This is a genomic window from Blautia acetica (genome assembly GCF_038739805.1).
Taxonomy (GTDB): domain Bacteria; phylum Bacillota; class Clostridia; order Lachnospirales; family Lachnospiraceae; genus Blautia.
This window is the reverse complement of record NZ_JBBEWO010000026.1, coordinates 1-20,136: the sequence shown is the minus strand read 5'-3', so window position 1 is coordinate 20,136 and position 20,136 is coordinate 1. Positions and strand designations below refer to the sequence as shown.

The 20,136-nt window shown below is 37.3% G+C and carries 34 protein-coding genes and 3 tRNA genes; 34 read left to right on the top strand and 3 right to left on the bottom strand.

Annotation, left to right across the window (positions count from 1 at the left end):
• Positions 1 to 149: 149 nt before the first annotated feature.
• Genes WBS51_RS13910 through WBS51_RS13900 form a run of 3 tightly spaced genes read right to left on the bottom strand, consistent with a single transcriptional unit; the run spans position 150 to position 1,984 of the window.
• Positions 150 to 1,085, bottom strand: coding sequence for an exonuclease domain-containing protein (locus WBS51_RS13910; protein ID WP_342694134.1), 936 nt, complete (start codon positions 1,083 to 1,085; stop codon positions 150 to 152).
• Between the two features lie 41 nt (positions 1,086 to 1,126).
• On the bottom strand, positions 1,127 to 1,558 hold the full coding sequence (locus WBS51_RS13905; protein ID WP_342694133.1) for an ImmA/IrrE family metallo-endopeptidase: 432 nt from the start codon (positions 1,556 to 1,558) through the stop codon (positions 1,127 to 1,129).
• A 9-nt stretch (positions 1,559 to 1,567) separates the two neighbouring features.
• A complete protein-coding gene (locus WBS51_RS13900; RefSeq protein ID WP_342694132.1) occupies positions 1,568 to 1,984 on the bottom strand; it encodes an XRE family transcriptional regulator in 417 nt (138 codons plus the stop codon).
• Positions 1,985 to 2,623: 639 nt separating this feature from the next.
• Here WBS51_RS13900 and WBS51_RS13895 point away from each other — a divergent pair.
• The 34 genes from WBS51_RS13895 (at position 2,624) to WBS51_RS13730 (ending at position 20,028) form a co-directional block, all read left to right on the top strand.
• On the top strand, positions 2,624 to 2,806 hold the full coding sequence (locus tag WBS51_RS13895; RefSeq protein WP_342694131.1) for a helix-turn-helix domain-containing protein: 183 nt from the start codon (positions 2,624 to 2,626) through the stop codon (positions 2,804 to 2,806).
• 9 nt (positions 2,807 to 2,815) lie between these two features.
• Complete coding sequence (locus WBS51_RS13890; protein WP_342694130.1) at positions 2,816 to 3,520, top strand: BRO family protein; 705 nt, start codon at positions 2,816 to 2,818, stop codon at positions 3,518 to 3,520.
• Positions 3,521 to 3,654: 134 nt separating this feature from the next.
• Positions 3,655 to 3,816, top strand: coding sequence for a hypothetical protein (locus tag WBS51_RS13885; protein ID WP_342694129.1), 162 nt, complete (start codon positions 3,655 to 3,657; stop codon positions 3,814 to 3,816).
• A gap of 32 nt (positions 3,817 to 3,848) precedes the next feature.
• On the top strand, positions 3,849 to 4,082 hold the full coding sequence (locus WBS51_RS13880) for a MerR family transcriptional regulator (RefSeq protein WP_342694128.1): 234 nt from the start codon (positions 3,849 to 3,851) through the stop codon (positions 4,080 to 4,082).
• On the top strand, positions 4,075 to 4,257 hold the full coding sequence (locus tag WBS51_RS13875) for a hypothetical protein (protein ID WP_342694127.1): 183 nt from the start codon (positions 4,075 to 4,077) through the stop codon (positions 4,255 to 4,257). Before WBS51_RS13880 ends, WBS51_RS13875 begins: the two co-directional genes overlap by 8 nt.
• A gap of 67 nt (positions 4,258 to 4,324) precedes the next feature.
• Positions 4,325 to 4,528, top strand: coding sequence for a PH domain-containing protein (locus WBS51_RS13870; protein WP_342694126.1), 204 nt, complete (start codon positions 4,325 to 4,327; stop codon positions 4,526 to 4,528).
• 1 nt (position 4,529) lies between these two features.
• On the top strand, positions 4,530 to 4,745 hold the full coding sequence (locus tag WBS51_RS13865; protein WP_342694125.1) for a hypothetical protein: 216 nt from the start codon (positions 4,530 to 4,532) through the stop codon (positions 4,743 to 4,745).
• Positions 4,732 to 4,935, top strand: coding sequence for a hypothetical protein (locus tag WBS51_RS13860; RefSeq protein WP_342694124.1), 204 nt, complete (start codon positions 4,732 to 4,734; stop codon positions 4,933 to 4,935). Before WBS51_RS13865 ends, WBS51_RS13860 begins: the two co-directional genes overlap by 14 nt.
• Positions 4,935 to 5,582 carry an ATP-binding protein gene (locus WBS51_RS13855; RefSeq protein ID WP_342694123.1) on the top strand — a complete coding sequence of 216 codons (648 nt, stop codon included), beginning with the start codon at positions 4,935 to 4,937 and terminating at the stop codon, positions 5,580 to 5,582. The genes WBS51_RS13860 and WBS51_RS13855 overlap by 1 nt, the downstream gene beginning before the upstream one ends.
• 2 nt (positions 5,583 to 5,584) lie before the next feature.
• Complete coding sequence (locus tag WBS51_RS13850) at positions 5,585 to 6,190, top strand: hypothetical protein (protein ID WP_342694122.1); 606 nt, start codon at positions 5,585 to 5,587, stop codon at positions 6,188 to 6,190.
• 12 nt (positions 6,191 to 6,202) lie between these two features.
• Positions 6,203 to 6,763, top strand: coding sequence for an AP2 domain-containing protein (locus WBS51_RS13845; RefSeq protein ID WP_342694121.1), 561 nt, complete (start codon positions 6,203 to 6,205; stop codon positions 6,761 to 6,763).
• Positions 6,729 to 7,229 carry an ERCC4 domain-containing protein gene (locus WBS51_RS13840; RefSeq protein WP_342694120.1) on the top strand — a complete coding sequence of 167 codons (501 nt, stop codon included), beginning with the start codon at positions 6,729 to 6,731 and terminating at the stop codon, positions 7,227 to 7,229. Before WBS51_RS13845 ends, WBS51_RS13840 begins: the two co-directional genes overlap by 35 nt.
• Positions 7,222 to 7,713 carry a CHC2 zinc finger domain-containing protein gene (locus WBS51_RS13835; protein ID WP_342694119.1) on the top strand — a complete coding sequence of 164 codons (492 nt, stop codon included), beginning with the start codon at positions 7,222 to 7,224 and terminating at the stop codon, positions 7,711 to 7,713. Before WBS51_RS13840 ends, WBS51_RS13835 begins: the two co-directional genes overlap by 8 nt.
• A gap of 1 nt (position 7,714) precedes the next feature.
• The gene (locus WBS51_RS13830; RefSeq protein ID WP_342694118.1) at positions 7,715 to 9,592 is read left to right on the top strand and encodes a DUF927 domain-containing protein; all 1,878 of its coding nucleotides are present in this window, start codon (positions 7,715 to 7,717) and stop codon (positions 9,590 to 9,592) included.
• Between the two features lie 221 nt (positions 9,593 to 9,813).
• A complete protein-coding gene (locus WBS51_RS13825) occupies positions 9,814 to 10,020 on the top strand; it encodes a hypothetical protein (RefSeq protein ID WP_342694117.1) in 207 nt (68 codons plus the stop codon).
• 74 nt (positions 10,021 to 10,094) lie between these two features.
• On the top strand, positions 10,095 to 10,439 hold the full coding sequence (locus WBS51_RS13820; protein WP_342694116.1) for a zinc metalloprotease: 345 nt from the start codon (positions 10,095 to 10,097) through the stop codon (positions 10,437 to 10,439).
• Between the two features lie 176 nt (positions 10,440 to 10,615).
• Positions 10,616 to 11,143, top strand: coding sequence for a hypothetical protein (locus WBS51_RS13815; protein WP_342694115.1), 528 nt, complete (start codon positions 10,616 to 10,618; stop codon positions 11,141 to 11,143).
• Positions 11,144 to 11,145: 2 nt separating this feature from the next.
• The gene (locus WBS51_RS13810) at positions 11,146 to 11,352 is read left to right on the top strand and encodes a hypothetical protein (RefSeq protein WP_342694114.1); all 207 of its coding nucleotides are present in this window, start codon (positions 11,146 to 11,148) and stop codon (positions 11,350 to 11,352) included.
• 26 nt (positions 11,353 to 11,378) lie between these two features.
• Positions 11,379 to 11,573, top strand: a complete 195-nt coding sequence (locus tag WBS51_RS13805; protein WP_342694113.1) for a hypothetical protein — start codon at positions 11,379 to 11,381, stop codon at positions 11,571 to 11,573.
• Complete coding sequence (locus WBS51_RS13800) at positions 11,554 to 11,886, top strand: hypothetical protein (RefSeq protein WP_342694112.1); 333 nt, start codon at positions 11,554 to 11,556, stop codon at positions 11,884 to 11,886. The genes WBS51_RS13805 and WBS51_RS13800 overlap by 20 nt, the downstream gene beginning before the upstream one ends.
• Complete coding sequence (locus tag WBS51_RS13795) at positions 11,861 to 12,274, top strand: DUF551 domain-containing protein (RefSeq protein ID WP_342694111.1); 414 nt, start codon at positions 11,861 to 11,863, stop codon at positions 12,272 to 12,274. Before WBS51_RS13800 ends, WBS51_RS13795 begins: the two co-directional genes overlap by 26 nt.
• Before the next feature lie 4 nt (positions 12,275 to 12,278).
• A complete protein-coding gene (locus tag WBS51_RS13790) occupies positions 12,279 to 12,443 on the top strand; it encodes a hypothetical protein (protein WP_342694110.1) in 165 nt (54 codons plus the stop codon).
• 39 nt (positions 12,444 to 12,482) lie between these two features.
• Entirely contained in the window at positions 12,483 to 12,707 is a 225-nt protein-coding gene (locus WBS51_RS13785; protein ID WP_342694109.1) for a hypothetical protein, read from the top strand.
• 30 nt (positions 12,708 to 12,737) lie between these two features.
• Entirely contained in the window at positions 12,738 to 12,980 is a 243-nt protein-coding gene (locus tag WBS51_RS13780) for a hypothetical protein (RefSeq protein ID WP_342694108.1), read from the top strand.
• A 25-nt stretch (positions 12,981 to 13,005) separates the two neighbouring features.
• Complete coding sequence (locus WBS51_RS13775) at positions 13,006 to 13,374, top strand: hypothetical protein (RefSeq protein ID WP_342694107.1); 369 nt, start codon at positions 13,006 to 13,008, stop codon at positions 13,372 to 13,374.
• A gap of 5 nt (positions 13,375 to 13,379) precedes the next feature.
• Positions 13,380 to 13,814 (top strand): hypothetical protein, encoded by a 435-nt coding sequence (locus tag WBS51_RS13770; protein ID WP_342694106.1) that lies wholly within the window; start codon positions 13,380 to 13,382, stop codon positions 13,812 to 13,814.
• Positions 13,815 to 14,133: 319 nt separating this feature from the next.
• Positions 14,134 to 14,201, top strand: a tRNA-OTHER gene (locus WBS51_RS13765).
• Between the two features lie 107 nt (positions 14,202 to 14,308).
• Entirely contained in the window at positions 14,309 to 16,123 is a 1,815-nt protein-coding gene (locus WBS51_RS13760; RefSeq protein WP_342694105.1) for an NACHT domain-containing protein, read from the top strand.
• Positions 16,124 to 16,163: 40 nt separating this feature from the next.
• Positions 16,164 to 16,236: transfer RNA gene (locus tag WBS51_RS13755), tRNA-Ile, on the top strand.
• Between the two features lie 12 nt (positions 16,237 to 16,248).
• Positions 16,249 to 16,320: transfer RNA gene (locus WBS51_RS13750), tRNA-Arg, on the top strand.
• Positions 16,321 to 16,335: 15 nt separating this feature from the next.
• Positions 16,336 to 16,761 carry an HNH endonuclease gene (locus tag WBS51_RS13745; protein ID WP_342694104.1) on the top strand — a complete coding sequence of 142 codons (426 nt, stop codon included), beginning with the start codon at positions 16,336 to 16,338 and terminating at the stop codon, positions 16,759 to 16,761.
• Positions 16,762 to 16,866: 105 nt separating this feature from the next.
• Positions 16,867 to 17,397 (top strand): hypothetical protein, encoded by a 531-nt coding sequence (locus tag WBS51_RS13740; protein WP_342694103.1) that lies wholly within the window; start codon positions 16,867 to 16,869, stop codon positions 17,395 to 17,397.
• Positions 17,390 to 19,084 (top strand): terminase TerL endonuclease subunit, encoded by a 1,695-nt coding sequence (locus WBS51_RS13735; protein ID WP_342694102.1) that lies wholly within the window; start codon positions 17,390 to 17,392, stop codon positions 19,082 to 19,084. The genes WBS51_RS13740 and WBS51_RS13735 overlap by 8 nt, the downstream gene beginning before the upstream one ends.
• A 110-nt stretch (positions 19,085 to 19,194) precedes the next feature.
• The gene (locus tag WBS51_RS13730; protein ID WP_342694101.1) at positions 19,195 to 20,028 is read left to right on the top strand and encodes a phage portal protein; all 834 of its coding nucleotides are present in this window, start codon (positions 19,195 to 19,197) and stop codon (positions 20,026 to 20,028) included.
• Positions 20,029 to 20,136: the final 108 nt, after the last annotated feature.

Sequence of the window (20,136 nt, the reverse complement as noted above, 5' to 3'; positions counted from 1 at the left end):
ACACCAGTTCGGATAAATGGCGTTTTTTTTAATAGAAAGCTAACCATGTGCACTACATTCTATTTCTTGCACATTATATTTCCGAAAATCATCTCCCGTAATATGCTTCATAGTATGTTCAAATTATTAAAACGCCGTAGCGAATTAACCTATTCTAATTCCAATAGTTCATAAAAAACTGTTTCCGGAAGAATCTCGATGTCATGTCCTTCTAGTTTTAATTTCTCGGCTTTTTTTTGCTTATTGCTTTTTCCATCCCTTATGGCCTTACAATAATCGTTGTTTCCTAAAATTAAGTAGTTGGTTTTTTTAGTAACGGAATCCCCATTGATTCCTCCAAGATTTGCAACAAGCTGCATTGCTTCTTTACGAGGCATTTTTTCAAGAGCTCCTGTGAATACGCACACTTTTCCATAGAGAGGGTGAGTTATATCGAATTCAGTATTCTCTGAGCAAATATCTTTTGCTTTAATACCTTGAGAAGAATGTTTTATTCTTGATTTTAAGAACGAGTCAAAATCATTAAAAGTAGTGTTAATTTCAGATAATAAATTATTGTAACAGGAAAAAGTTAATTCACAATCTTTAATAGAACGGTGCGCGTAGGAATAATCCAGTGCATATCTTTCACATAAATCAGATAGTCTATGATGCTTTTCTTCTGGATGAAGATTTCTAGACAACCGCATTGTATCAATAAAATCATTGGATAGAGGCTTTTCTAAAAATTCTTCAAAATTATCATATAAGAAATTTATGTCAAAATTTACGTTATGCCCAATTATAATAGAATTTCCTAAGAAATCGTATAGTTTTGGCAAAACACTTTCGATTGAAGGAGCAGATGCAAGCATTTCATTTGTGATACCAGTAAGCTCAGTAATGTAAGAATCTATATATTCTCCATCAACAGAAGGAGGCTGGATTAATGAAGAAAATCTTGCGATTTCTACACCGTGTTCATATTTTATTGCACCTACCTCTATAATATAATCCCATTGCGGCAAATAACCAGTAGTTTCAATATCCAAAACAATGAAATCGTTTGGCGTTGCAAGTAAGCTCTTTCCTTTTTCTTCCCTCATATCTTTACCTTCTTTCTTTTTTATAAAACATAAGTATGGAATCAGTTTATTTTTTTGAAATCCATAATTTTTTCATCATAGCCTGCCAGTCTTGCAAGTTGTCCTTTTGTCATACCTGGATTTTCGTATATTAGAGAATCTGGGATGAGTAGCTCGGCAGCAAAGGTATTAGCTTCCTTTTCAATCCATGCAGTAGATAAGAATGTTTTATTACGAATGAAATAACAAATTTCTGTTCTATGTAGAATGGCGTGCCCTAACTCGTGAGCCATAACAAGATGCATCTCACTGTCAGATAAATCCTCGTTAATAAAAATACATCTATGCCGTTTAAGATATAAGTAACACCCACTGCATTTTCCCATGGAACCAATAATATATTCTATTTTAAGTGCATCTGCTAATCTGAATGGGTTCTGGGTATTGTGTCTCTTTATAAGACTCAGAACTATCTTTTTGATATCCCTATTCATGTATAACACCTACTTCTTATTTTTGTTTGGGTTGTACAGCTCCTTATTAATTTTCTTTAATCGAACAAGCATGGCTTCTAACTGAGCGGCGAATAACTCCCTATCATCCTCTGGAATATCGTTTCCGTCAAAGCTTGCGGGGCCGGCTTCTTTTGAATTTAATTTATCCATGATAGATACTAAGTCCTTTGCAATGTCTCTTTTATCATTTGCAGTCAAATCATTAGGGCTATTTCCCTCTTCTCCAATTAGATAAGAAATAGGCAAGTCTAAATATTGGGATATTAATAACAATCTATCAGATGGAAATTTTCCCTCTTTGAGCTTTCTGATATAGCCATTAGAAAAGCCACAGTCGCGTTCTAGTTTAGATATCGGTATTTTTCGTTCCATACATATTTGTTTTACAAGTTCTACGCTATTCATAATACCTCCCGATTAGAAATAAGTCTAAAATTATGCTTGACAAATGAGAGGTAACTCCTTATAATGAAATCATGATTTAGAAATAAGTCTAAAAAACAAATGATATGTAAGGAATAACCTCGATATTAACTGGTACTTATATCTTAGATTATTTTCTACACATTGTCAATATTATTTAGAAATATTTCTAATCATTTACCCAAATAACAACTGCATATATAAAGTGGCCGCCCTTACGGCAAACAAGAGCGACCGTGAGAGTAAATCTGTGAAATAAGTACAGAACATTCGATGATATTAAAAAAAGAAAAAGGGTCGCCCTATTGAAAGAGCGACCGCATGAGTAAAACTGTGGAATAAGAAAAAACAAATTGCTATACAAACCTATTTTTTAAGGAATGTATATACCAAAGTAGCAACAGCACAAAGTGTGAGTGTGAAGTTGCATAAATCGGAAAAGGTTATGTACCTTAAACAAAAATATCCTTTCGTAGTCTCACAGATTACCCTTTTGAAAATGTTACTCCTTGGCATCTCCTTTCCGGCCATTAATGACCTTTAGAAAATTGTCTAAGTGTAACAAGGTTATTGTAACAGATATATATGCAGTTGTCTATAAAAGTAGAAAAGGAGGGAATTATGATACTTGAAAAGATTTTAAAACTGGCAGAGAAGAACAGTATCTCAGTTAGTTGCCTTGAGAAAACGCTTGGTTTTGGAAATGGAACAATTAAGAAGTGGGGAGAATCATCTCCAAGCGTTGATAAGTTGAAAAAGGTAGCGGATTACTTCGGTGTAAGTATTGAGTATTTCCTAGAGTAGGGAGGTAACATGAACGAATTACAGATTTTTAACAATGAAGAGTTCGGTCAAATCCGAACAGTAACTATCAATAACGAACCTTGGTTTGTGGGGAAAGATGTGGCAGAAGCATTAGGTTATGAAAGAACGGCTGATGCAATTAGACAGCACGTTGAAGAGGAAGACAAGCTGACTCGGTGTTTTGCCGACTCAGGTCAAAACAGACAAATGTACATCATTAACGAATCAGGCTTATACGCTCTTATCTTCGGTAGCAAATTGGATTCCGCCAAACATTTCAAACACTGGGTAACCTCAGAAGTGCTTCCATCAATCCGCAGAACAGGTTCTTACGAAATGGAGCAGTATTCCCCGGAAATGAAAGCTATCCTGATGCATGATAAGAAATTAGTAAAGATGGATGAGCGTGTGACTAATTTGGAGAACACCATGACGATTGATTATGGACAGCAGCAAGTACTTGGAGAAACTGTTAATCATGTTGTGATTGAGCATCTTGGCGGAAAGAATAGTGAGGCATACAAAGAAATAGGAAAGAAAGTATTTGCAGAGTGCAATCGTGATTTGAAACATTACTTCCATGTAAATGCAAGAAACAACGTACCAAAGAAAAAGTTTGAAGAAGCAGTGGAATATGTGAAAACATGGAATCCTTGCATAAATACATTATTACTCATAAAAGAATGTAATTCGCAAATGAATTTCTTGGAGTAGGAAGTGAGGCGAGAGAGGTATGGAGATTTTATTCGGGATATTCCTGTTTTTAACCATTGTAATGTTAGTTATGCTCATAGGCTTTCTAGCAATAATAATTTACGGAGAAACAAAGGATGATTTAGAAGAAATTTATGGGAAATGGAAAGAAAAAAGAAAAAAAAGAAGTGAGGCCCTTACCTCAAAATCACGCACAAGGTAAAGGCCAACGAAACCGTTTTATGAACTTATCTTTTGTTTATTACAACTTTATTGTAGCAGAAGAATCGGAATTAGACAAGAGGTGTAAAATGTAAGGTTTTGAAGAAAAAAAAAGGAGGTGTTCCACATGTCAGGAATCACATTCGCAGCTTCCCCGGTTCCTATGAAGGTAGCATCTAAGGTTTTAGGAATGAAACCAGATACCATCAGGAATCAGATGGAGAGAGGCATGTTGCAAATTGGAGTTATAAGCCCAGCCAAACACAAAAGAGGAAAGAGGGCATACAGAAACACTTATATTTCCCCAAAGCTTTTCTATGAGCTTACGGGATATGTGTGGAAAGGAGAAGAAGATGCATAAACAAACAATCAAAGACGCACTGTTCTGGACAGTCATATTATTTAATACTGTTCTGGAAGTTCCGCCAGACATGTCCATGCCGGCACAGATATTTGGTGCAGGGACAATCTTCTGGTTGGTCTATACGCTGCTAGATAAGTGCAAAGAAGTAACTAAAAAAGTCCGCCAGGCCTAGGAACCAACAGCGGACAAAAACATAAAATACACCTATATTTTAAGGTGTAGATAGGGAGGATGTCAAGATGATTAATGTAGAAAATGTGAAACTTCCGTTTGATGAAGATGGAGAGACAGTGACTATAACACTTAGTAAGTACAATTATGAAACATTAGTCAGGAAATCTGCATGGTTAGAGGCCATTAAAAATATGGCATTGCAGCGTGATGTATTGGATGGAGATACCATCCTGGCTATATGCGGAATCGTAAAAGAGGAGGGAAAATAGTATGTACGTCGGAATCTGTAAAGAAATTGGAAAAACAGTTTCGGACGAGGAAGCGTTCGATTATGCATTTGATAGGTGTATGAAAGGAACTGAGAAAGAAAAACAGGAGTTCCGGGAGGTACTGGATAGCGAAGAACTTATTAAAAAGATAATCGTAGACTGGTATTTTTCCGGGAACTGGGTACATAAGGAGGATGAAGAGTATGAGCGAACATGATTGGAAAGTACATATTCCAGCGAGACAGAAAAGCATGACGGACAAACAGGAAGTGATTCGTGTATCCCCTGAAGCCTACAATGCTCTGGTAGAAATTTATAATGAATCTACTCTGTCTATTAAGGAATTGGCCAGTATTTTAATTTTAGAAGCGTCAAAAAGAGTTGTCTACGATAAGGAGGAAAATTAATGAGTAAAGTAGTTTGTGTTGCCGGAGAATCCGGTTCAGGAAAAACAACCAGCATGAGAAATTTAGACCCGAAAACAACCTTGTATATTGACTGTGATAAAAAGGGCCTTTCTTGGAAAGGATGGAGGTCACAGTATAATTCAGAAAATCAAAATTATATCAAGACAGACTTTGCCCAAGTGGTCCAGCAGACCTTGCAAAAGGTGGATAAAGTTGAGAAATGGAAACATATCAAAGTTGTGGTGATTGATACCATCAATGGTCTCATGGTTTCTGATGAAATGAGAAGAAGTAAAGAAAAAGGTTATGACAAATGGGTGGATTTAGCTGCCTGCGTCTGGGATTTAGTAAATGAAGCATATGAATATCGTGATGATTTAACCATCATATTTACAGCCCACACCCAGACAGACCATGACGAAAACGGTTATATGTTTACCAGAATCAAGACATCCGGGAAAAAGCTGGACAAGATTGTCTTGGAAAGTAAATTTACAACGGTCCTTCTCAGTAAATGTGTGGATGGAAAGTATAAATTTGAGACCCAGGCCAACAACAGTACAGCAAAAACTCCTATGGGGGCATTTGAGGAGTTTGAAATTGATAACGATATTGTAACAGTAATCAAAGCATTGGAGGAATTTTAAGTATGAAAAAACCAAATAATTACGAAAACACACAGGCATCAGGAGATTTTACACCGGTAGAGCTGGGAGGGCATTACCTCACAATTAAAGATGTGGCGGAAATGAAATCAAAAAGCGGAAAAGACATGATTAGGGTATCCTTTGATTTTGCAGCAAACGATAAGCAGCCAGGATATTTTATGGAGTCATTCAAAAATGATATCCGTCCAGATAAAAAATGGCCGAATCAGGCAACGCAATATATTTTAACCGAAGACGAAAACGGAAACTGCAGCAAATCCTTTAAAACATTTATTACATGTGTAGAACATTCTAATTCAGGTTTTGTGACTCAGTGGGGAGATAATTTTGGAGCACAGTTTAAAAATAAAGTAGTCGGTGGGGTGTTCGGACCTCAGAAAGACTATTACGAAAACAAAGAAAGAGAAAAAAGAGTTCTTCGTTGGTTTGTGTCTGCGGACAAGGTAAAGGATGCTCAGGTGCCAGATATCCAAGAAACTCAGGCATACAAAAACTACAAGAATGGATATCACCCAAGTGCAACATCAGCAGGAGACGGATTTATGAATATTCCAGATGGTATTGATGAAGAGCTGCCATTTAGCTAAGAGGAACATGTTATGTCAAACGTAACTGATATTACAGGACAAACATTTGGTAGGCTTACAGCTTTATATAGGGTAGGTACAAAAATCTACCCTTCCGGAGGAAGATTGTCGATTTGGCATTGTAAATGTATTTGTGGAAATGAAATCGACGTGAATCTATCTGCTTTAAAATCAGGAAACACTAAAAGTTGCGGATGTTTGCATGTGGAACTCACAAAATCTCTTAATTATAAACACGGTGAATCTCATAGTCGTTTAAATGAAGTATGGAAGCAGATGAAAAAGCGTTGTAAAAACCCAAATGCAAAAGAATATAAATTTTATGGGGCAAAAGGTGTAAGTGTCTGCAAGGAATGGGACGAATCTTTTAAGGTGTTTAAAGAATGGATGATGGAAAATGGATACGATGATAGAGCAGAACGTGGGGCTTGTACTATAGACAGAATCAATCCGTTTGGGAATTATGAACCATCAAATTGCAGGATAGTTAGCATGAATATACAGCTCCAGAACACGAGGAGGAATCAGAGTGCAGATAATGATAGATACGAGAGAAAAACAGCATGCAATTAAGCGAATATTGTCGGAATTTGAAAAGCATGGTATTCAAAGTATCTCTTCGAAATTGTATGTGGGTGACTATATGTCCCTGGACAATCCCCGGCTCATCATTGACCGGAAACAAAATCTCCAAGAGCTGTGCGGAAATGTCTGTCAACAGCATGAGAGATTTAAAAAGGAGTTATTAAGGGCGATAGATGCAGGAATTCAATTAATTATCCTTGTAGAACATGGAAAAGACATTTCTTGTCTGGAAGATGTTTATTTCTGGAAAAATCCAAGAAAGCACGAAGTTCGGTGGAGAGTTGTGAATGGCAAAAGAGAAAAATATGTGGTATCCGATAAAGCAGTTGATGGGGAGCAGCTGTACAAATCTCTTTGTACTATCCGGGATAGATACAATGTGAGATTTGAATTTTGTGAGAAAAAAGAGACAGGGGAAAGGATAGTAGAGCTATTGAGTGGCTGCCATGACTAAAGAGGAACTGAAAAATACATATAGCATGAAAGATGTGATAGGAAAATACGGATTATTTCCAAACAGAGCAGGGTTTGTTTCATGCCCTTTCCATTACGGAGATCACACAGCTTCCTTAAAAATCTACAAAGACAGCTTTTATTGTTTTGGATGCGGAGCATCTGGGGACATTTTTGATTTTGTTATGAGAATGGAACGCTGCGATTTCAAGACAGCTTTCGGGATTTTGGGTGGAACTTATCAGAAACCAACGTTCTCATCAAGGCTCGCAATTTACCAGTCTCAAAAAAAAATGCAGATGAGGGAAAAAGAGAAGCAAAGAGAAGAGGATATAAAATCTCTTAATATTGCGAAAATAAGCCTTCTGCAAGATTTTCTGAATAAATCAGAGCCTCTAAGTAATGTCTGGTGCGATTGCTACAACCTGTTGCAGAAAGAATTATACAGACATTCGATTTTAAACGGACTGGAAAGTAGGTGGTAATGTGGTTCCGTTAAATCAACTAACTAGAGAAACGATTCTGTCAAAAGAAATTCTGACCGAAGTTTTTGACCAGGAAGACGAGTTATACAAAGCGGAATTGTTAGCCTCTCTCGGACTTCGTGCAGCAGAACTGAAAGTAAAGACGGAATTTAAGGATTTAGTGGCTGCTTACAAGAGAGTAGAAAGAGATATGAAAAAACAAACCGTAAGCAATGATATCAGCCTTTTGGATAACTGGACGAATTTTTCCGGACCGTATGACAATATGAAGTGCAAAACCTGGATAGCTTCAGATGATGGAATTTATCAATACAACCCAAACCCTATGGCTCCTGATCTGCTTGCCTGTTACCATCCAATTCTTCCGGTTGAAAGATTTAAGAATCTTGAGACCGGAGAAGAACAGATAAAAATAGCGTTCAAGAGGTCTGGCCGTTGGGAAGAGATTATCGTACCAAAAACACTGATTACGTCGGCCAGTAAGATTGTCGCATTATCCTCCAGGGGCGTGGCCGTTACATCTGAAAACGCAAAGTCATTGGTACGATACCTTTCAGACGTAGAAAACTTAAATGACAACGAAATTAAGGTGCAACATTCAACTTCAAAACTAGGATGGGTAAAGGGAGATTTTATTCCCTACGATACAAATATTGTGTTTGATGGAGATGGAAGGTTTCGAGATTTGTTTGATTCTGTTCAGGAAAGAGGTTCGGAAACAATCTGGCTAAAACATATGACAGAACTAAGAAAGACAGGCCGTGCAGAAGTCAAATTTATGTTGGCTGCGTCTTTCGCAAGTGTATTGGTTGGGCTGCTTGGTGGGCTTCCATTTTTCGTAGACCTGTGGGGCGAGACCGAGGGCGGTAAAACAGTATCGCTCATGGTTGCAACATCAGTCTGGGCAGACCCGGGAGAAAGCAGATATATTGGGGATTTTAAAACAACAGATGTTGCCCTGGAAGCAAAAGCGGATATGTTAAATAATCTTCCTATGATTTTGGATGATACCAGTAAGACTTCTTCTAGAATCCGGGATAACTTTGAGGGCGTTGTATATGATCTCTGCTCTGGAAAAGGAAAGAGCCGTTCAAACAAAGAACTTGGCATAAACCGGGAGAACCGGTGGAGAAATTGCATCATTGTAAACGGGGAACGGCCTTTGAATAGTTATGTGAATCAGGGCGGTGCAATCAACAGGATATTGGAGGTTGAATGCGGAGAAAAAATTTACAAAGACCCTCAGGAGACAGTAGAGTTTGTAAAAAAGAACTATGGATTTGCTGGCAAACGCTTTGTTGAAATCGTTAAAGAAATGGACATAGAGGAAATCAAAAAAATTCAAAAAGAATTTCAGAAGCAGTTATTTGATTCAGACAAAATGCAAAAGCAAGCAATGTCATTATCCATTATCTTGACAGCCGATAAAATAGCCACAGAACAGATTTTTAAGGACGGGCAGTATATTTCTATAGAAGAAGGCAAACAAGTGCTTATTGACCGCTCTGCGCTGTCTGACAACGAAAGGTGCTATCAATTTATTCTGGACAAAGTAGCTATGAATGGACAGAGATTTGATATTGCCACGAATTGCGAAAAATGGGGTGTTTTTGAGAATGAGTATATCGTTTTTTACAATCAGGCGTTTACTGATTTGTGTAAGTCAGGTGGTTTCTCCAGGAAATCCTTTTTATCTTGGGCAGATAAAGAAGGTCTAATTAAGACCAACAAGGGCGAAGTTACAAAAAATAAGAGAATAGGAGATAAAATACATAGATGTGTGTATTTAAAGCAAGAAACTGAAAATAATCTAAAAACTAATAGTGATGGCTTTATGACGTTAGAAAATAGTGAACAAGAAATGTTACCGTTTTCGTAAATGTTACGGGCGTTACAGTGTTACAGACGATTCCCTATATAGGTATTTTTAATTTTATTTTTTTTATTTCTTACATGGGTTAGAAATAAAATAAAAAAATTTTTCCTATATAGAAACTAACCGTAACACCGTAACAAACGTAACAAACAGTAAACACCGCATAAATACTAGATTTTCGTGTTGCAAAAACGTTACTAAAAGTTACGAAACGAGGAAATTAGATGGATATTAAAAAATATTACGAGCTATTCGCAGACTTATGGAGATTATTTAAAAAATACTCCTCACCAGATCATAGCGAATTATTCTGGAAGTTGTACGCCGAAGATGTAAAAGCACTTGACAGTAAGTATGAGTATTCAGAATTGTTTCGAAATCTGGTGCTGGCAGTGACAAAGGAGTTGGAGAGAATTGAAAAGCAAAGCTAATCAAAAAAAAGAAGAACATATAGTACGTATTTGTTATCTCTGTGGAAAGACCATTGAGGGTGAGGACTACGAATATGTCAGAACCAAGAGAAAAACAGACATCTGGATACATAGGCGGTGTGTACCGAAAGGAAGGAGTGAGCAAAATGCTGCATATCATAGATAACTATTATGCGCAGACCAATAATTACGGATATAGTGTTTTAAGAGATACCGGGAAAAAGAACCCAAAGACGGACAAAGAAATATACAGCACATTGGGATATGTTGGAGCTATCAAAGAAGTTTTAGAGCTGGTTAAGAAAGACATAGTACATAACCATATCAAAGAGCACGATTTGGAACTTGCACAGGCTCTTGGATTTATCCGGGAGCAGACGGACAGGATATTAAAATCTGTGGATGGGATAGAGGTGTGAGAATTTGCAAGCATTATACACAATACAAGAAATTGCAGTGCTGCTTATCCAGATAAGCGTATTCCTGATAGCCCTGCTGGTCATGTGGGTTCTTGTGCTGGCAGGAGCGGAATTATATCGGGACAGGAAAAAAGAGTTATGTAGAAAAGAGAGCGTAAGAGGCAGGAGGAGAAAAAATGAATCGCAAGGAAGAGCAATGGAGGAATGAGGGTGCAGCTTATGCACTTAGAACAGCAAAAGCCAAGGGAATAGACGGACTGGAAGCGGACTTGCGGTGCAGAGGTATCTGTGGAATATCCGTTGTAGTCCCGGAAGAGCACATTAAGAGTATGTATCTGGTTCTACTGCACAGATTATCAGATACCATTAGAACATTGGCTCTATGGACGTTATACGAGGACTACGGATGGCGAGGAAAACGTCTGAAACAATATATTGAGCGGATGCTTAAGCACACATTAGACTGTGACAGCTGGGATACCTATGCAAATAGGTATGTGAAAGTTTCCGACATGATGAAGGAATTGGAAGAAAAGTGCGGTGTTGAATCTGCCTGGGGAGAAATGGAAAACAATCTAAGAGAGGCGGACAGCAAGAACAGATATATTTCCGTAGACCTGGCAGTAAAAACACTTCTGGATGAAGGATACGAAGAACCTGCCGCACTGATTCTGAAAAAGTGGCAGGACAACAGGGAGGTGTGAGCATGGATAAGAAAGATTTAATTCCAGGAAAGACTTATCTCCGAAAGCATAAAACAACAGTCCATGGCAGATATGGCAACAAAGAAGCCGAAGCAGAGGGCTATATCGAATGTATGCAGGTTACTCCGGCAGGGGCAGTATTTTATCAGAGTGGAAATTTGCTGAAATTAAAGGATGAGGAGATAGAAAAGGAAGTGAGAGAAATATGAGGAGATAGAAAGAGAGGTAAGGGAAGATGAATGAAAAGAAATGTGATGTGTGCGGAACACTGCTAGATTTAAACAAAGATAAAATATATTTGGTCAAAACAGTAAATTTCATTACGAAAGGAGAAATGTATTCAGATGCAGTTGATTGCGAAAAATGTGGATGTCAGAACATTTTGAAAGAAAGAAAAATGAGGGTAGAATATGGACAAAAAGAAAGTTAGAGAAGTGATTGCATGGATGGGAAACGAAAGGAGAATACATAAATATGGAATACATGTAAGTCCATCCATACCAAGAGAACAAATTAATATGAGTGAAGAATACTATAATTTATCTATAGAAGCACTGGACAAGCAGTTGCCGAAGAAACCTGTACTTAAACGGAATGCTTATGGTGGCATAAGTGTATGTCCGATATGTGGAGCGAGTGATTACGGGAAGTATTGTAGGCAGTGTGGGCAGCGGATTAACTGGGGGGGAGAAGAAACTGAACGTATTAGAGAAGATTTTGGAAGAGGTAGAAGAGATGCGTAACATTATGGAATCTACAGTTGCTATAGATTGCTTTAAAAAAGATTGTGAGCATAATGATTGTACGGTTTGCGTATGTGAAAGAGCAATGGAAATTGTCCGTTCGCACATGGACGAAATGAATGATGATTGGATTCCATGCAGTAAGAGATTACCAGAAGAACACGATTCTACATTTGCAATATACAAAGATACACACTTATGGTCTAAATCAATGTTTGAAAAAGTATCGGATCCAGTGAATATAACATATGAGCTTGAAGATGGGACACGTAAAACAGGAACAAGCTATACATTAGATGGTAAGTGGAAAATAGAAAAAGAAAATAGGATTGTAAAAAGGAAAGTTGTAGCCTGGCAGCCACTTCCAAACCCATACAAAGGAGAATAAAACTATGACAGAACAAACAAGAACCTGTGCCACCTGCACAGAAAATGACGGAGGCCTGTGCGATTTAAAAGGCATCCTGATAGAAGATGATGATACATGCGAAAGATGGAGCAATAAGCAAGCAGACTGGCGAGAACATATGCTGCATACGTTTTTGGCAGGGCATTAGGATTAGAGAGCTAAATTACCATTTAGGTGAGGGACTTATATGACAACTGAACAGAAAAAGTGTTGCTATAACCGTAATATAATTGCAGAAGCATATCAATGCTCTCTGGAGGATGCAGAATTAATTAAATATTTAAGAATTTTTATATCTCAGAATATAAATGAGATTGAAGAACTGATTAAAACTGATGAAGAAGTGAAAGTGTCTGACTTTATTTATGAACATATAGTTGAGTTAAAGCGCATTTTTCATATATGTTCATAATTAAACTGAAATTTAGTGGAGGAAAATAAGATGACAGGCAGAGAATTAAGTGACAAATTAAATTATTTAGGAATGGAAAGAAGAATTAGGAAGCTGGCCTTGGAAGAAAAATTGGAAACAGCAGAAAAAATTGCGGTAATGACAGAAGTAGAGGTTTGTGAATTGATTTCAAAAAAGTATGAGGTGGTTTATTCTGAATCGGAAGAAATTGGTCTTGTACGCAAAGATAAAATGAAAGAATACAATTCTTTGGTAAAAGTCATTTCACGTTAAAATGAAATTTAAAGAAGGTTACTAAATGGAAGACAGATGTATATGCTGCGGGGATATAATCCCGGAAGGGCGGCAGGTGTGCGAAGCGTGCGTGAAAGGAGAAAATATGCAAAACAACGAAGGATACAGTGACCCAACACCCACACAGGCCATGTGGGGAATTCGGGAGGAAGAAAAGACCAGAGCGCTGGAACGGAAACATGGAGTATATCGCGGGGAGATTTATAAAGTTTTGGTGGAACGTCCACCAGACAATGCCAAGAGCGAAAAATGGGAAAAGAAGCGCAAAAAAATGAAAGTGGTAGGCGTATATACGCATATCGTAACCCTGGAAGATAGCAAAGGATTCCGAGAAAGCTTTCGGTGGAATGATTTTTATAAAAGACGGAGGTGATACCAATGGGTAAAAGATTGCGAGACATGACCTGGGAGGATTATGGCATATCAAAGAATCGATATGATGAATTAAGAGCCTTTTGCTTGCAATATGAAGAAAAGAAATCAAAAATAAGCAGGGGTGTTGGGGCTATGAATTATGATGGTATGCCCAAAAGCAACTACAAAGAAAATTCTTTAGAAACCAAAGCAATCAGAAATGTTATGTACCAAAAAGACTGTGAGATGATAGAACAGGCCGCAGTAGCTGCATCAGCAGAAATATATCAATACATAATCAAGAGCGTGACAAATGATTTGTCTTACAGATTCATTGAGTATGATGAGAACTTGGGAAGAATACCAATGGGAAAAACAGAATTCTATGCCACAAGAAGGAAATTTTACTATTTTCTTGATTTATTGAAAAGTGGGGACAAAATCGACCTGCTTTCATGATATTATGATATCAGGTAAAGTTGCAACAGAGGTAGTAACTTGTCACATTTGACTATCAGCCTCCCTTGTATGGCATGGCAGCAGGGTGTCACAGCCCTGTTGCTGTATCAGGCTCAGACGGTAGCGCCTGCAGGGTAGCTCTCACATGGGAGAGACCTGCAAAGACCGTCGTTCCTCTTTTTCATAAAGGTATTTTATTGTATGGCGCCAGACGCAGGCAGTCTACTTCATGGTTATGTTACTGCCATATCAAAATCAGCCAAGGATAGGCCGGAAACCATCACGCAACCGGTATAACGGCACATATGGGTTGCAAGTTTGGAAAGTAGCTCAGTTGGTAGAGCAGGAAACAATTCCAAGTTCCAGGTTCGATTCCTGGCTTTCCAATTCTCCTAAATGGAGACCATCCCAAAATACTTTTTTCCAAACACCCTGTAGAAATATGGGGTGTTTTGTTGTATTATGAAAAAAAGTATGATTTGGAGGATTTGGTTATGGATAATATAAAAAAACAGATTGCAGTAGGTGTCATAACGGAGTTGACAAAAGATGCTATTAAATCGATATGCGGAAGTATAAAAAAATACTTTGAAGAAGATGATAAGAAAATGGATATTGATTTTGGAAATGCTTATGAAAGATATTTGAAAATTGCGTCAGAAAAAATAAGAATGGTTAAAACATTAATTTATCGTAAAGAACCTCGAGATATATATAGCATATATGAGAGTGTAAATATAGTGTACCAGGATAGTGAAATAAGTTCTGAAAAAGTGAGTAATATTATAGATTTAGGGCATAGAATAATAATAACAGGTACTGCTGGAATAGGTAAAACAACTCTATTAAAACATATGTTCTTGAATACAATAAAAGAAGAAGGATTTATTCCTGTTTTTGTTGAACTTAGAGGAATAAATAACCAAGAAGCTAAATCTATTGATACCTTAGATTTGGTGTATGCATCATTACATAGTTGCGGATTTGATGTTGAAAAAGAATATTTTGAATATAGTATGGAATCGGGAAAATATATCATACTTTTCGATGGATTTGATGAGGTGAAAATGGAGAAAAGCTATAGCCTAGGTAAAGGGATAAGAGAATTATGTACTAAATATCCAGATAATTATTATATTATGTCTTCTAGACCTATGGAACAGTTTATTGGTTGGAATGACTTCAAAGAAGCACAAGCTATGAAATTAAACAAGTTGCAGGCGTTAGATTTAATCTCCAAATTGGATTATGAACAAAATACTAAAGAAAAATTTATGTATGAGTTAAATCATGGATTGTATGAAAAATATCGGTCATTTGCTTCTAATCCATTGCTATTGACGATTATGCTTATGACATTTGATGAAAGAGCATCGATACCAGATAAATTAAGTGATTTTTATGAACAGGCATTTTCGACATTATTTAATATACATGATGGTTCAAAAGATTGCTTTAAAAGAGATATAAGAACTGGCTTAGGAGCAGATGATTTCAAAACAATATTTTCATATTTTTGTTTTAAAACGTATTTTAAAAGTCAATATGAATTTTCAGAGAGTGATGTTCGGAAGTATTTAGGACTTGCAAAAGAACAATTTTCAAATATTGAATTTAAAGTAGATGATTATTTAGATGATTTGGTCAAGTCTGTTTGTATGCTTGTTAAGGATGGATTATTGTACACCTTTTCACATAGATCATTTCAAGAATATTTTGCAGCCACTTATACAACCAAATTAGAAGATGGAATTCAAAGTAGATTAATTGTAAGTTGGCTTTCAGAGGGGAAAGGTTTTTCGGATGATCCATATTTTACTATGCTATTTAATATGCAAGAAGAGAAGTTTAATAAGATTCTATTGTGCCCAGGGATTAAGAAAATCGCAGATATATACGATGGTAGTTTATCTATAGAATTAATGGAGAAGATGTTTTCGAGCATAGGTATTAGAACGTTAAAAAGTCATGTAAAGGGAGAAAATAGATATAGAATTTATTTAAATATAAAAGATAATTATTTATGTTCCATACTTAGGATGACATGTATATTTAATAATTATAGTTTTAGTATGAGTGATACTGCAAACGAAGAATTTATTGCCTATGTGACAAATAATAGAACGCTAACAAGAGATGCCCATATAGACTTTGAGAAAATTAAGAAAGATGGAATGGAGGAAGAATGTTTTAAACAATTTAAATGGGTAAACGAGCAAATTCAATTTGCGATACAAATGTTACAAAAATATAGTAAAAATAGTTTAAAAAATAAAAGAAAAGTGGACTCAATAATCGATAGCTTGTGAAAGCAAATATAAGGCACCCTTCCCGGGTGTCTTTTCTTATGTGGAGAAGGTGATGCGGTACGTTGCACCTGGCTTATATCCAGCGATTGTGGGTTCGACTCCTACTCTCCGTATTTACGAAATATAGCGCTTTAGAGTAACGGCAAACTCACCGGTCTCCTTAGCCGGTAATCTGGGTTCGAATCCCAGGGGCGCAATTAAGAGGTGATGATATGTTAAAGGCTTGTAGCTATTGCGGAAGAATACATGACGGTAAACATATATGTCCACAGAAGGAACAAAGTATAAGAGCGAGACAGTCACATAGGACAGAACAAAGTAAACAATCTCGTTATTTCCATAACTCTAAGAAGTGGCAAGATAAAAGGGAAGAGATAAAACTCAGAGATAACTATTGCTGTCAGGTATGCGTAAGAGGATTACATAATCCCAGTAGACAATATGAAACAGAGGATACATCTGTACACCACATAGTTCCACTTGCAGAGGATTACGAGAAGAGGCTAGATGATGGCAACCTAATCACGTTGTGTTCTAGGCATCATGAAATGGCAGAAAAAGGACAAATAAAAAGGGCAGAGCTATTTCGGATTACAAAAGAGCAAGATATGGGGCAGAGTTTCCCTGTTTGCGGCTAGTACTCCCCCGGAGTTGCACTTTATTCCAATAAAGCGTTCCCCACACCGACGCCCCACCATGATTTATAATTTATTCCCAAAATGAGAAAGAAAGGAGAGATTGACATGGCAAGACCATCAAAACCAGCGAAAGTTATAGAAATGGAAAATAAATCGCACAGGACAAAGAAGGAATTAAAAGCTAGAAAGCAAGCGGAAGAATCTCTTCTTTCTGGGGTAATTTTGAAAGAATCGAAAGAGGTAGAAGGAAATCCAAGAGCACATAAAGAATTTCTGAGAGTGAGAAAACTTCTGTCTGGAATTGAGAAAAGTGATGATTTGTATGGAAGCGTAATTAATAGATATTGTCTTACTCTTGCGGAGTGCGCTGATTTTGAAGAGAAAAGAGAACACGCACAAGAATTAATGGACAAATTAGAAGAGCGTTCTGGCGAAATGGAATTTACAGAGTTTTTAAAATTGCAAGATGGGCTTGCAAAGCAGCTTATATCCTACGATAAGCAGATACAGGCTAAAAGGAAGATGCTTTTTGATATTGAAAAAGAAAATGTCATGACGATTGCATCTGCTCTACGTAGCATTCCGAAAACTCCGGAAAAGAAAAGCAATGCTCTGAAAGAGGCACTAAGTGGTTAAGGAAGGAAAGGCATATGCTTATGCAAAATGGTGTGTTGAGGAAAGCGTAGGATATGCACCGGCATATGTGAAGAAACAGTGCCAGAGTTGGATTACGATTGCTGACGGTGATGATCCGGACGCATTTGTGGATGAAAAAGCTTATGAAAAAATCTGTAAACTGCTAAAATTGATGACACATCCTGATTTGAGATGTTCCATATATGACGGGCTAGAAGATTATGCATGGCTCTTTATAGTGGCCACACTTTGTACAAAATTAAAAAATACAGAGCAAGATATCCGGTTTTATACCACAGCAGTATTGGAAATCGCACGAAAGAACTTTAAGACGTTCAACAGTGCGATTATTTTTATACTTTTGATGCTGACGGAACCAGACTTTTCACGATTCTTCTCTGTGGCTCCTGACCTGGCACTTTCTTCTGAACTGAAATTAGCAATTCGGAAAATTATAAAGGTAAGTCCAGCACTGTATGATGAAGATGAGCCGGCATTTAAGATTCTAAGAAGTCAAATTATTTGCCTGCTGAATGATAATGAATATACTCCGTTGGCGTATTCCAATGATGGCATGGATGGAAAGATGGCTCATGCTTTCCTGGCAGATGAATGTGGAGCAATGGATGAATACCCAATAGAGGCTATGCGTTCATCTCAGATTACATTATTTAACAAACTCGGAATCATCATCAGCACCCAATATCCAAATGATGATAATGCCATGATTGATGAGATTGACATTGCGAAAAAGACGCTGGATGGTTTGCTGGATGATAGGAGAACATTCGCCCTGCTTTACGAGCCGAATGAAGAACTAAAAATTGGGGAAGAGTGGCAGACGAATGACCTGTGTATCTACCAAAGCAATCCTGTAGCTTATGCACATGGATACATCTTTGATGAGATTGTTAAGAAACGTGCAATCGCTGTTCTGTATGAGAATAAGCGAGAGAATTACTTATGCAAGCACAACAACATCCTTTACAAAGGGCTTGGCGTTGAGGGATACATAGATATACAAAAAGTGAAACTATGTAGGATTGAGAATAACCCTGATTTTTGGGCAGGCAAGAAAGTATGGTTAGGACTTGACTTGTCACAGACAGACGATAACACAGCACTTGCAATGGTCACGATTGTTGATGGAATTGTTTATGCAAAGGTCTTTGGCTTTGTTCCGACAGACAAAGTGGAATTTAAAAGTAAAAAGGAACATGTAGACTACAAACGATTGATTGCCAATGGGGATTGTTTCTCTTGTGGAAATGAAGTGATTGATTATATATTCGTTAAGAATAAGATTGTTGAGATTGAAAGTGAATACGGAGTAGAGATACAGCAGATTGGATATGACAAATGGAATGCATTGGCTACAGTGCAGCAGTTGGAAGAAGATGGATATGAATGTGTGGAAATAAAACAGCATAGTTCTGTGTTGCATCAGCCAACGAAGTGGTTGAGGGAATTGATTCTTGAACAGCAATTTCATTATATGTCGAATAGGATGTTGGAAATCAACTTCCAAAATGCAAGGTGTACGGAAGACACAAACAGAAATAAATATGTTAATAAGAAAAAATCAGAAGGCAAAGTTGATATGGTGGTGAGTCTTATTAATGCGATGTACTTACTGCAGCAATATGTGATGTATGGCTCTGATGATTTTGTTGTTCAAGTGGGATAGGAGGGATTTTAAGGAAATTTTTTAAGCGTAAGGAAAGAGCAGAACCGCAGATGATAGACGAATCGGCAGTTGCAGAGCCGATTCTGAAAGCACTTCTTGCAAATGATGAAATGACAAGAGAAAAGGCAATGCAGATTCCAGCACTGGCCGGGGCGATCAATGAGATTGCGGAAACTGTCGCAAATGTACCGATTAAACTGTACAAGCGTGGAAAGAAGCGTGTCGAAGAAGTGAAAGGCGATTGGAGGGTGCATCTTCTGAATGAAGATACAGGAGATACGCTAGATGCAAATATGATGAAGCAAGCACTTGTAAAAGATTATTTGCTGGATGGGGAAGGAAACATTTATGTGGACTGGGAAGAAAATGGAATCCAGTCATTACGATATGTCCAGTCAAATCATGTTTCTTACGCACCGAATGCAGATGTAATTTTTAAGGAATATGTAGTGCTCGTGCAGGGAAAACGGTATTTCCCAGAACAGTTCGTGAGAGTTCTTCGTAACACAAGAGATGGTATGCGTGGTGTAGGCATTGTGGAAGAGAATAGTAAAATACTGAGTGTTTCTTATAATTCCTTGAAATACGAGGAAGGGCTTGTTAAAACAGGTGGAAATAAGAAAGGTTTTGTAAAATCTGCAAAGAACTTAACTCAGGAAGCTATGGACAAGTTGAAGGCAGCGTGGAGAAAACTGTATAGCAATAATACGGAAAATGTAATTATTCTAAACAATGGTTTAGAGTTCCAGGAAGCCTCTAATACATCCGTGGAGATGCAGTTAAATGAGAATAAGCAGACGAATGCAAAAGAAATTCGCACAATCCTGGGTGTTCCAGATGATATCGGAACTGAGCAAGGAGATAAGGCATTTATAAAATATTGCGTAAATGTTTTCCTTGGTGCTTTTATGGTAGCGTTAAACAAATCCATGCTACTAGTATAACGAATATTAAATAATTGCTATATTAAATTGATACTGCTTCCTCTTCACTGATTTCATCCATTTTATACTTCCAGTGATAAACCACGGGTTCACGGTTCACTTCGTCAA

Coding starts and splice junctions, on each gene's coding strand:
- WBS51_RS13910 (WP_342694134.1), bottom strand. CDS start 1,085: ATGAGGGAAGAAAAAGGAAAGAGCTTACTTGCAACGCCAAACGATTTC.
- WBS51_RS13905 (WP_342694133.1), bottom strand. CDS start 1,558: ATGAATAGGGATATCAAAAAGATAGTTCTGAGTCTTATAAAGAGACAC.
- WBS51_RS13900 (WP_342694132.1), bottom strand. CDS start 1,984: ATGAATAGCGTAGAACTTGTAAAACAAATATGTATGGAACGAAAAATA.
- WBS51_RS13895 (WP_342694131.1), top strand. CDS start 2,624: ATGATACTTGAAAAGATTTTAAAACTGGCAGAGAAGAACAGTATCTCA.
- WBS51_RS13890 (WP_342694130.1), top strand. CDS start 2,816: ATGAACGAATTACAGATTTTTAACAATGAAGAGTTCGGTCAAATCCGA.
- WBS51_RS13885 (WP_342694129.1), top strand. CDS start 3,655: ATGGGAAATGGAAAGAAAAAAGAAAAAAAAGAAGTGAGGCCCTTACCT.
- WBS51_RS13880 (WP_342694128.1), top strand. CDS start 3,849: ATGTCAGGAATCACATTCGCAGCTTCCCCGGTTCCTATGAAGGTAGCA.
- WBS51_RS13875 (WP_342694127.1), top strand. CDS start 4,075: ATGCATAAACAAACAATCAAAGACGCACTGTTCTGGACAGTCATATTA.
- WBS51_RS13870 (WP_342694126.1), top strand. CDS start 4,325: ATGATTAATGTAGAAAATGTGAAACTTCCGTTTGATGAAGATGGAGAG.
- WBS51_RS13865 (WP_342694125.1), top strand. CDS start 4,530: ATGTACGTCGGAATCTGTAAAGAAATTGGAAAAACAGTTTCGGACGAG.
- WBS51_RS13860 (WP_342694124.1), top strand. CDS start 4,732: ATGAGCGAACATGATTGGAAAGTACATATTCCAGCGAGACAGAAAAGC.
- WBS51_RS13855 (WP_342694123.1), top strand. CDS start 4,935: ATGAGTAAAGTAGTTTGTGTTGCCGGAGAATCCGGTTCAGGAAAAACA.
- WBS51_RS13850 (WP_342694122.1), top strand. CDS start 5,585: ATGAAAAAACCAAATAATTACGAAAACACACAGGCATCAGGAGATTTT.
- WBS51_RS13845 (WP_342694121.1), top strand. CDS start 6,203: ATGTCAAACGTAACTGATATTACAGGACAAACATTTGGTAGGCTTACA.
- WBS51_RS13840 (WP_342694120.1), top strand. CDS start 6,729: ATGATAGATACGAGAGAAAAACAGCATGCAATTAAGCGAATATTGTCG.
- WBS51_RS13835 (WP_342694119.1), top strand. CDS start 7,222: ATGACTAAAGAGGAACTGAAAAATACATATAGCATGAAAGATGTGATA.
- WBS51_RS13825 (WP_342694117.1), top strand. CDS start 9,814: ATGGATATTAAAAAATATTACGAGCTATTCGCAGACTTATGGAGATTA.
- WBS51_RS13820 (WP_342694116.1), top strand. CDS start 10,095: ATGTCAGAACCAAGAGAAAAACAGACATCTGGATACATAGGCGGTGTG.
- WBS51_RS13815 (WP_342694115.1), top strand. CDS start 10,616: ATGAATCGCAAGGAAGAGCAATGGAGGAATGAGGGTGCAGCTTATGCA.
- WBS51_RS13810 (WP_342694114.1), top strand. CDS start 11,146: ATGGATAAGAAAGATTTAATTCCAGGAAAGACTTATCTCCGAAAGCAT.
- WBS51_RS13805 (WP_342694113.1), top strand. CDS start 11,379: ATGAATGAAAAGAAATGTGATGTGTGCGGAACACTGCTAGATTTAAAC.
- WBS51_RS13800 (WP_342694112.1), top strand. CDS start 11,554: ATGGACAAAAAGAAAGTTAGAGAAGTGATTGCATGGATGGGAAACGAA.
- WBS51_RS13790 (WP_342694110.1), top strand. CDS start 12,279: ATGACAGAACAAACAAGAACCTGTGCCACCTGCACAGAAAATGACGGA.
- WBS51_RS13785 (WP_342694109.1), top strand. CDS start 12,483: ATGACAACTGAACAGAAAAAGTGTTGCTATAACCGTAATATAATTGCA.
- WBS51_RS13780 (WP_342694108.1), top strand. CDS start 12,738: ATGACAGGCAGAGAATTAAGTGACAAATTAAATTATTTAGGAATGGAA.
- WBS51_RS13775 (WP_342694107.1), top strand. CDS start 13,006: ATGGAAGACAGATGTATATGCTGCGGGGATATAATCCCGGAAGGGCGG.
- WBS51_RS13770 (WP_342694106.1), top strand. CDS start 13,380: ATGGGTAAAAGATTGCGAGACATGACCTGGGAGGATTATGGCATATCA.
- WBS51_RS13760 (WP_342694105.1), top strand. CDS start 14,309: ATGGATAATATAAAAAAACAGATTGCAGTAGGTGTCATAACGGAGTTG.
- WBS51_RS13745 (WP_342694104.1), top strand. CDS start 16,336: ATGTTAAAGGCTTGTAGCTATTGCGGAAGAATACATGACGGTAAACAT.
- WBS51_RS13740 (WP_342694103.1), top strand. CDS start 16,867: ATGGCAAGACCATCAAAACCAGCGAAAGTTATAGAAATGGAAAATAAA.
- WBS51_RS13730 (WP_342694101.1), top strand. CDS start 19,195: ATGACAAGAGAAAAGGCAATGCAGATTCCAGCACTGGCCGGGGCGATC.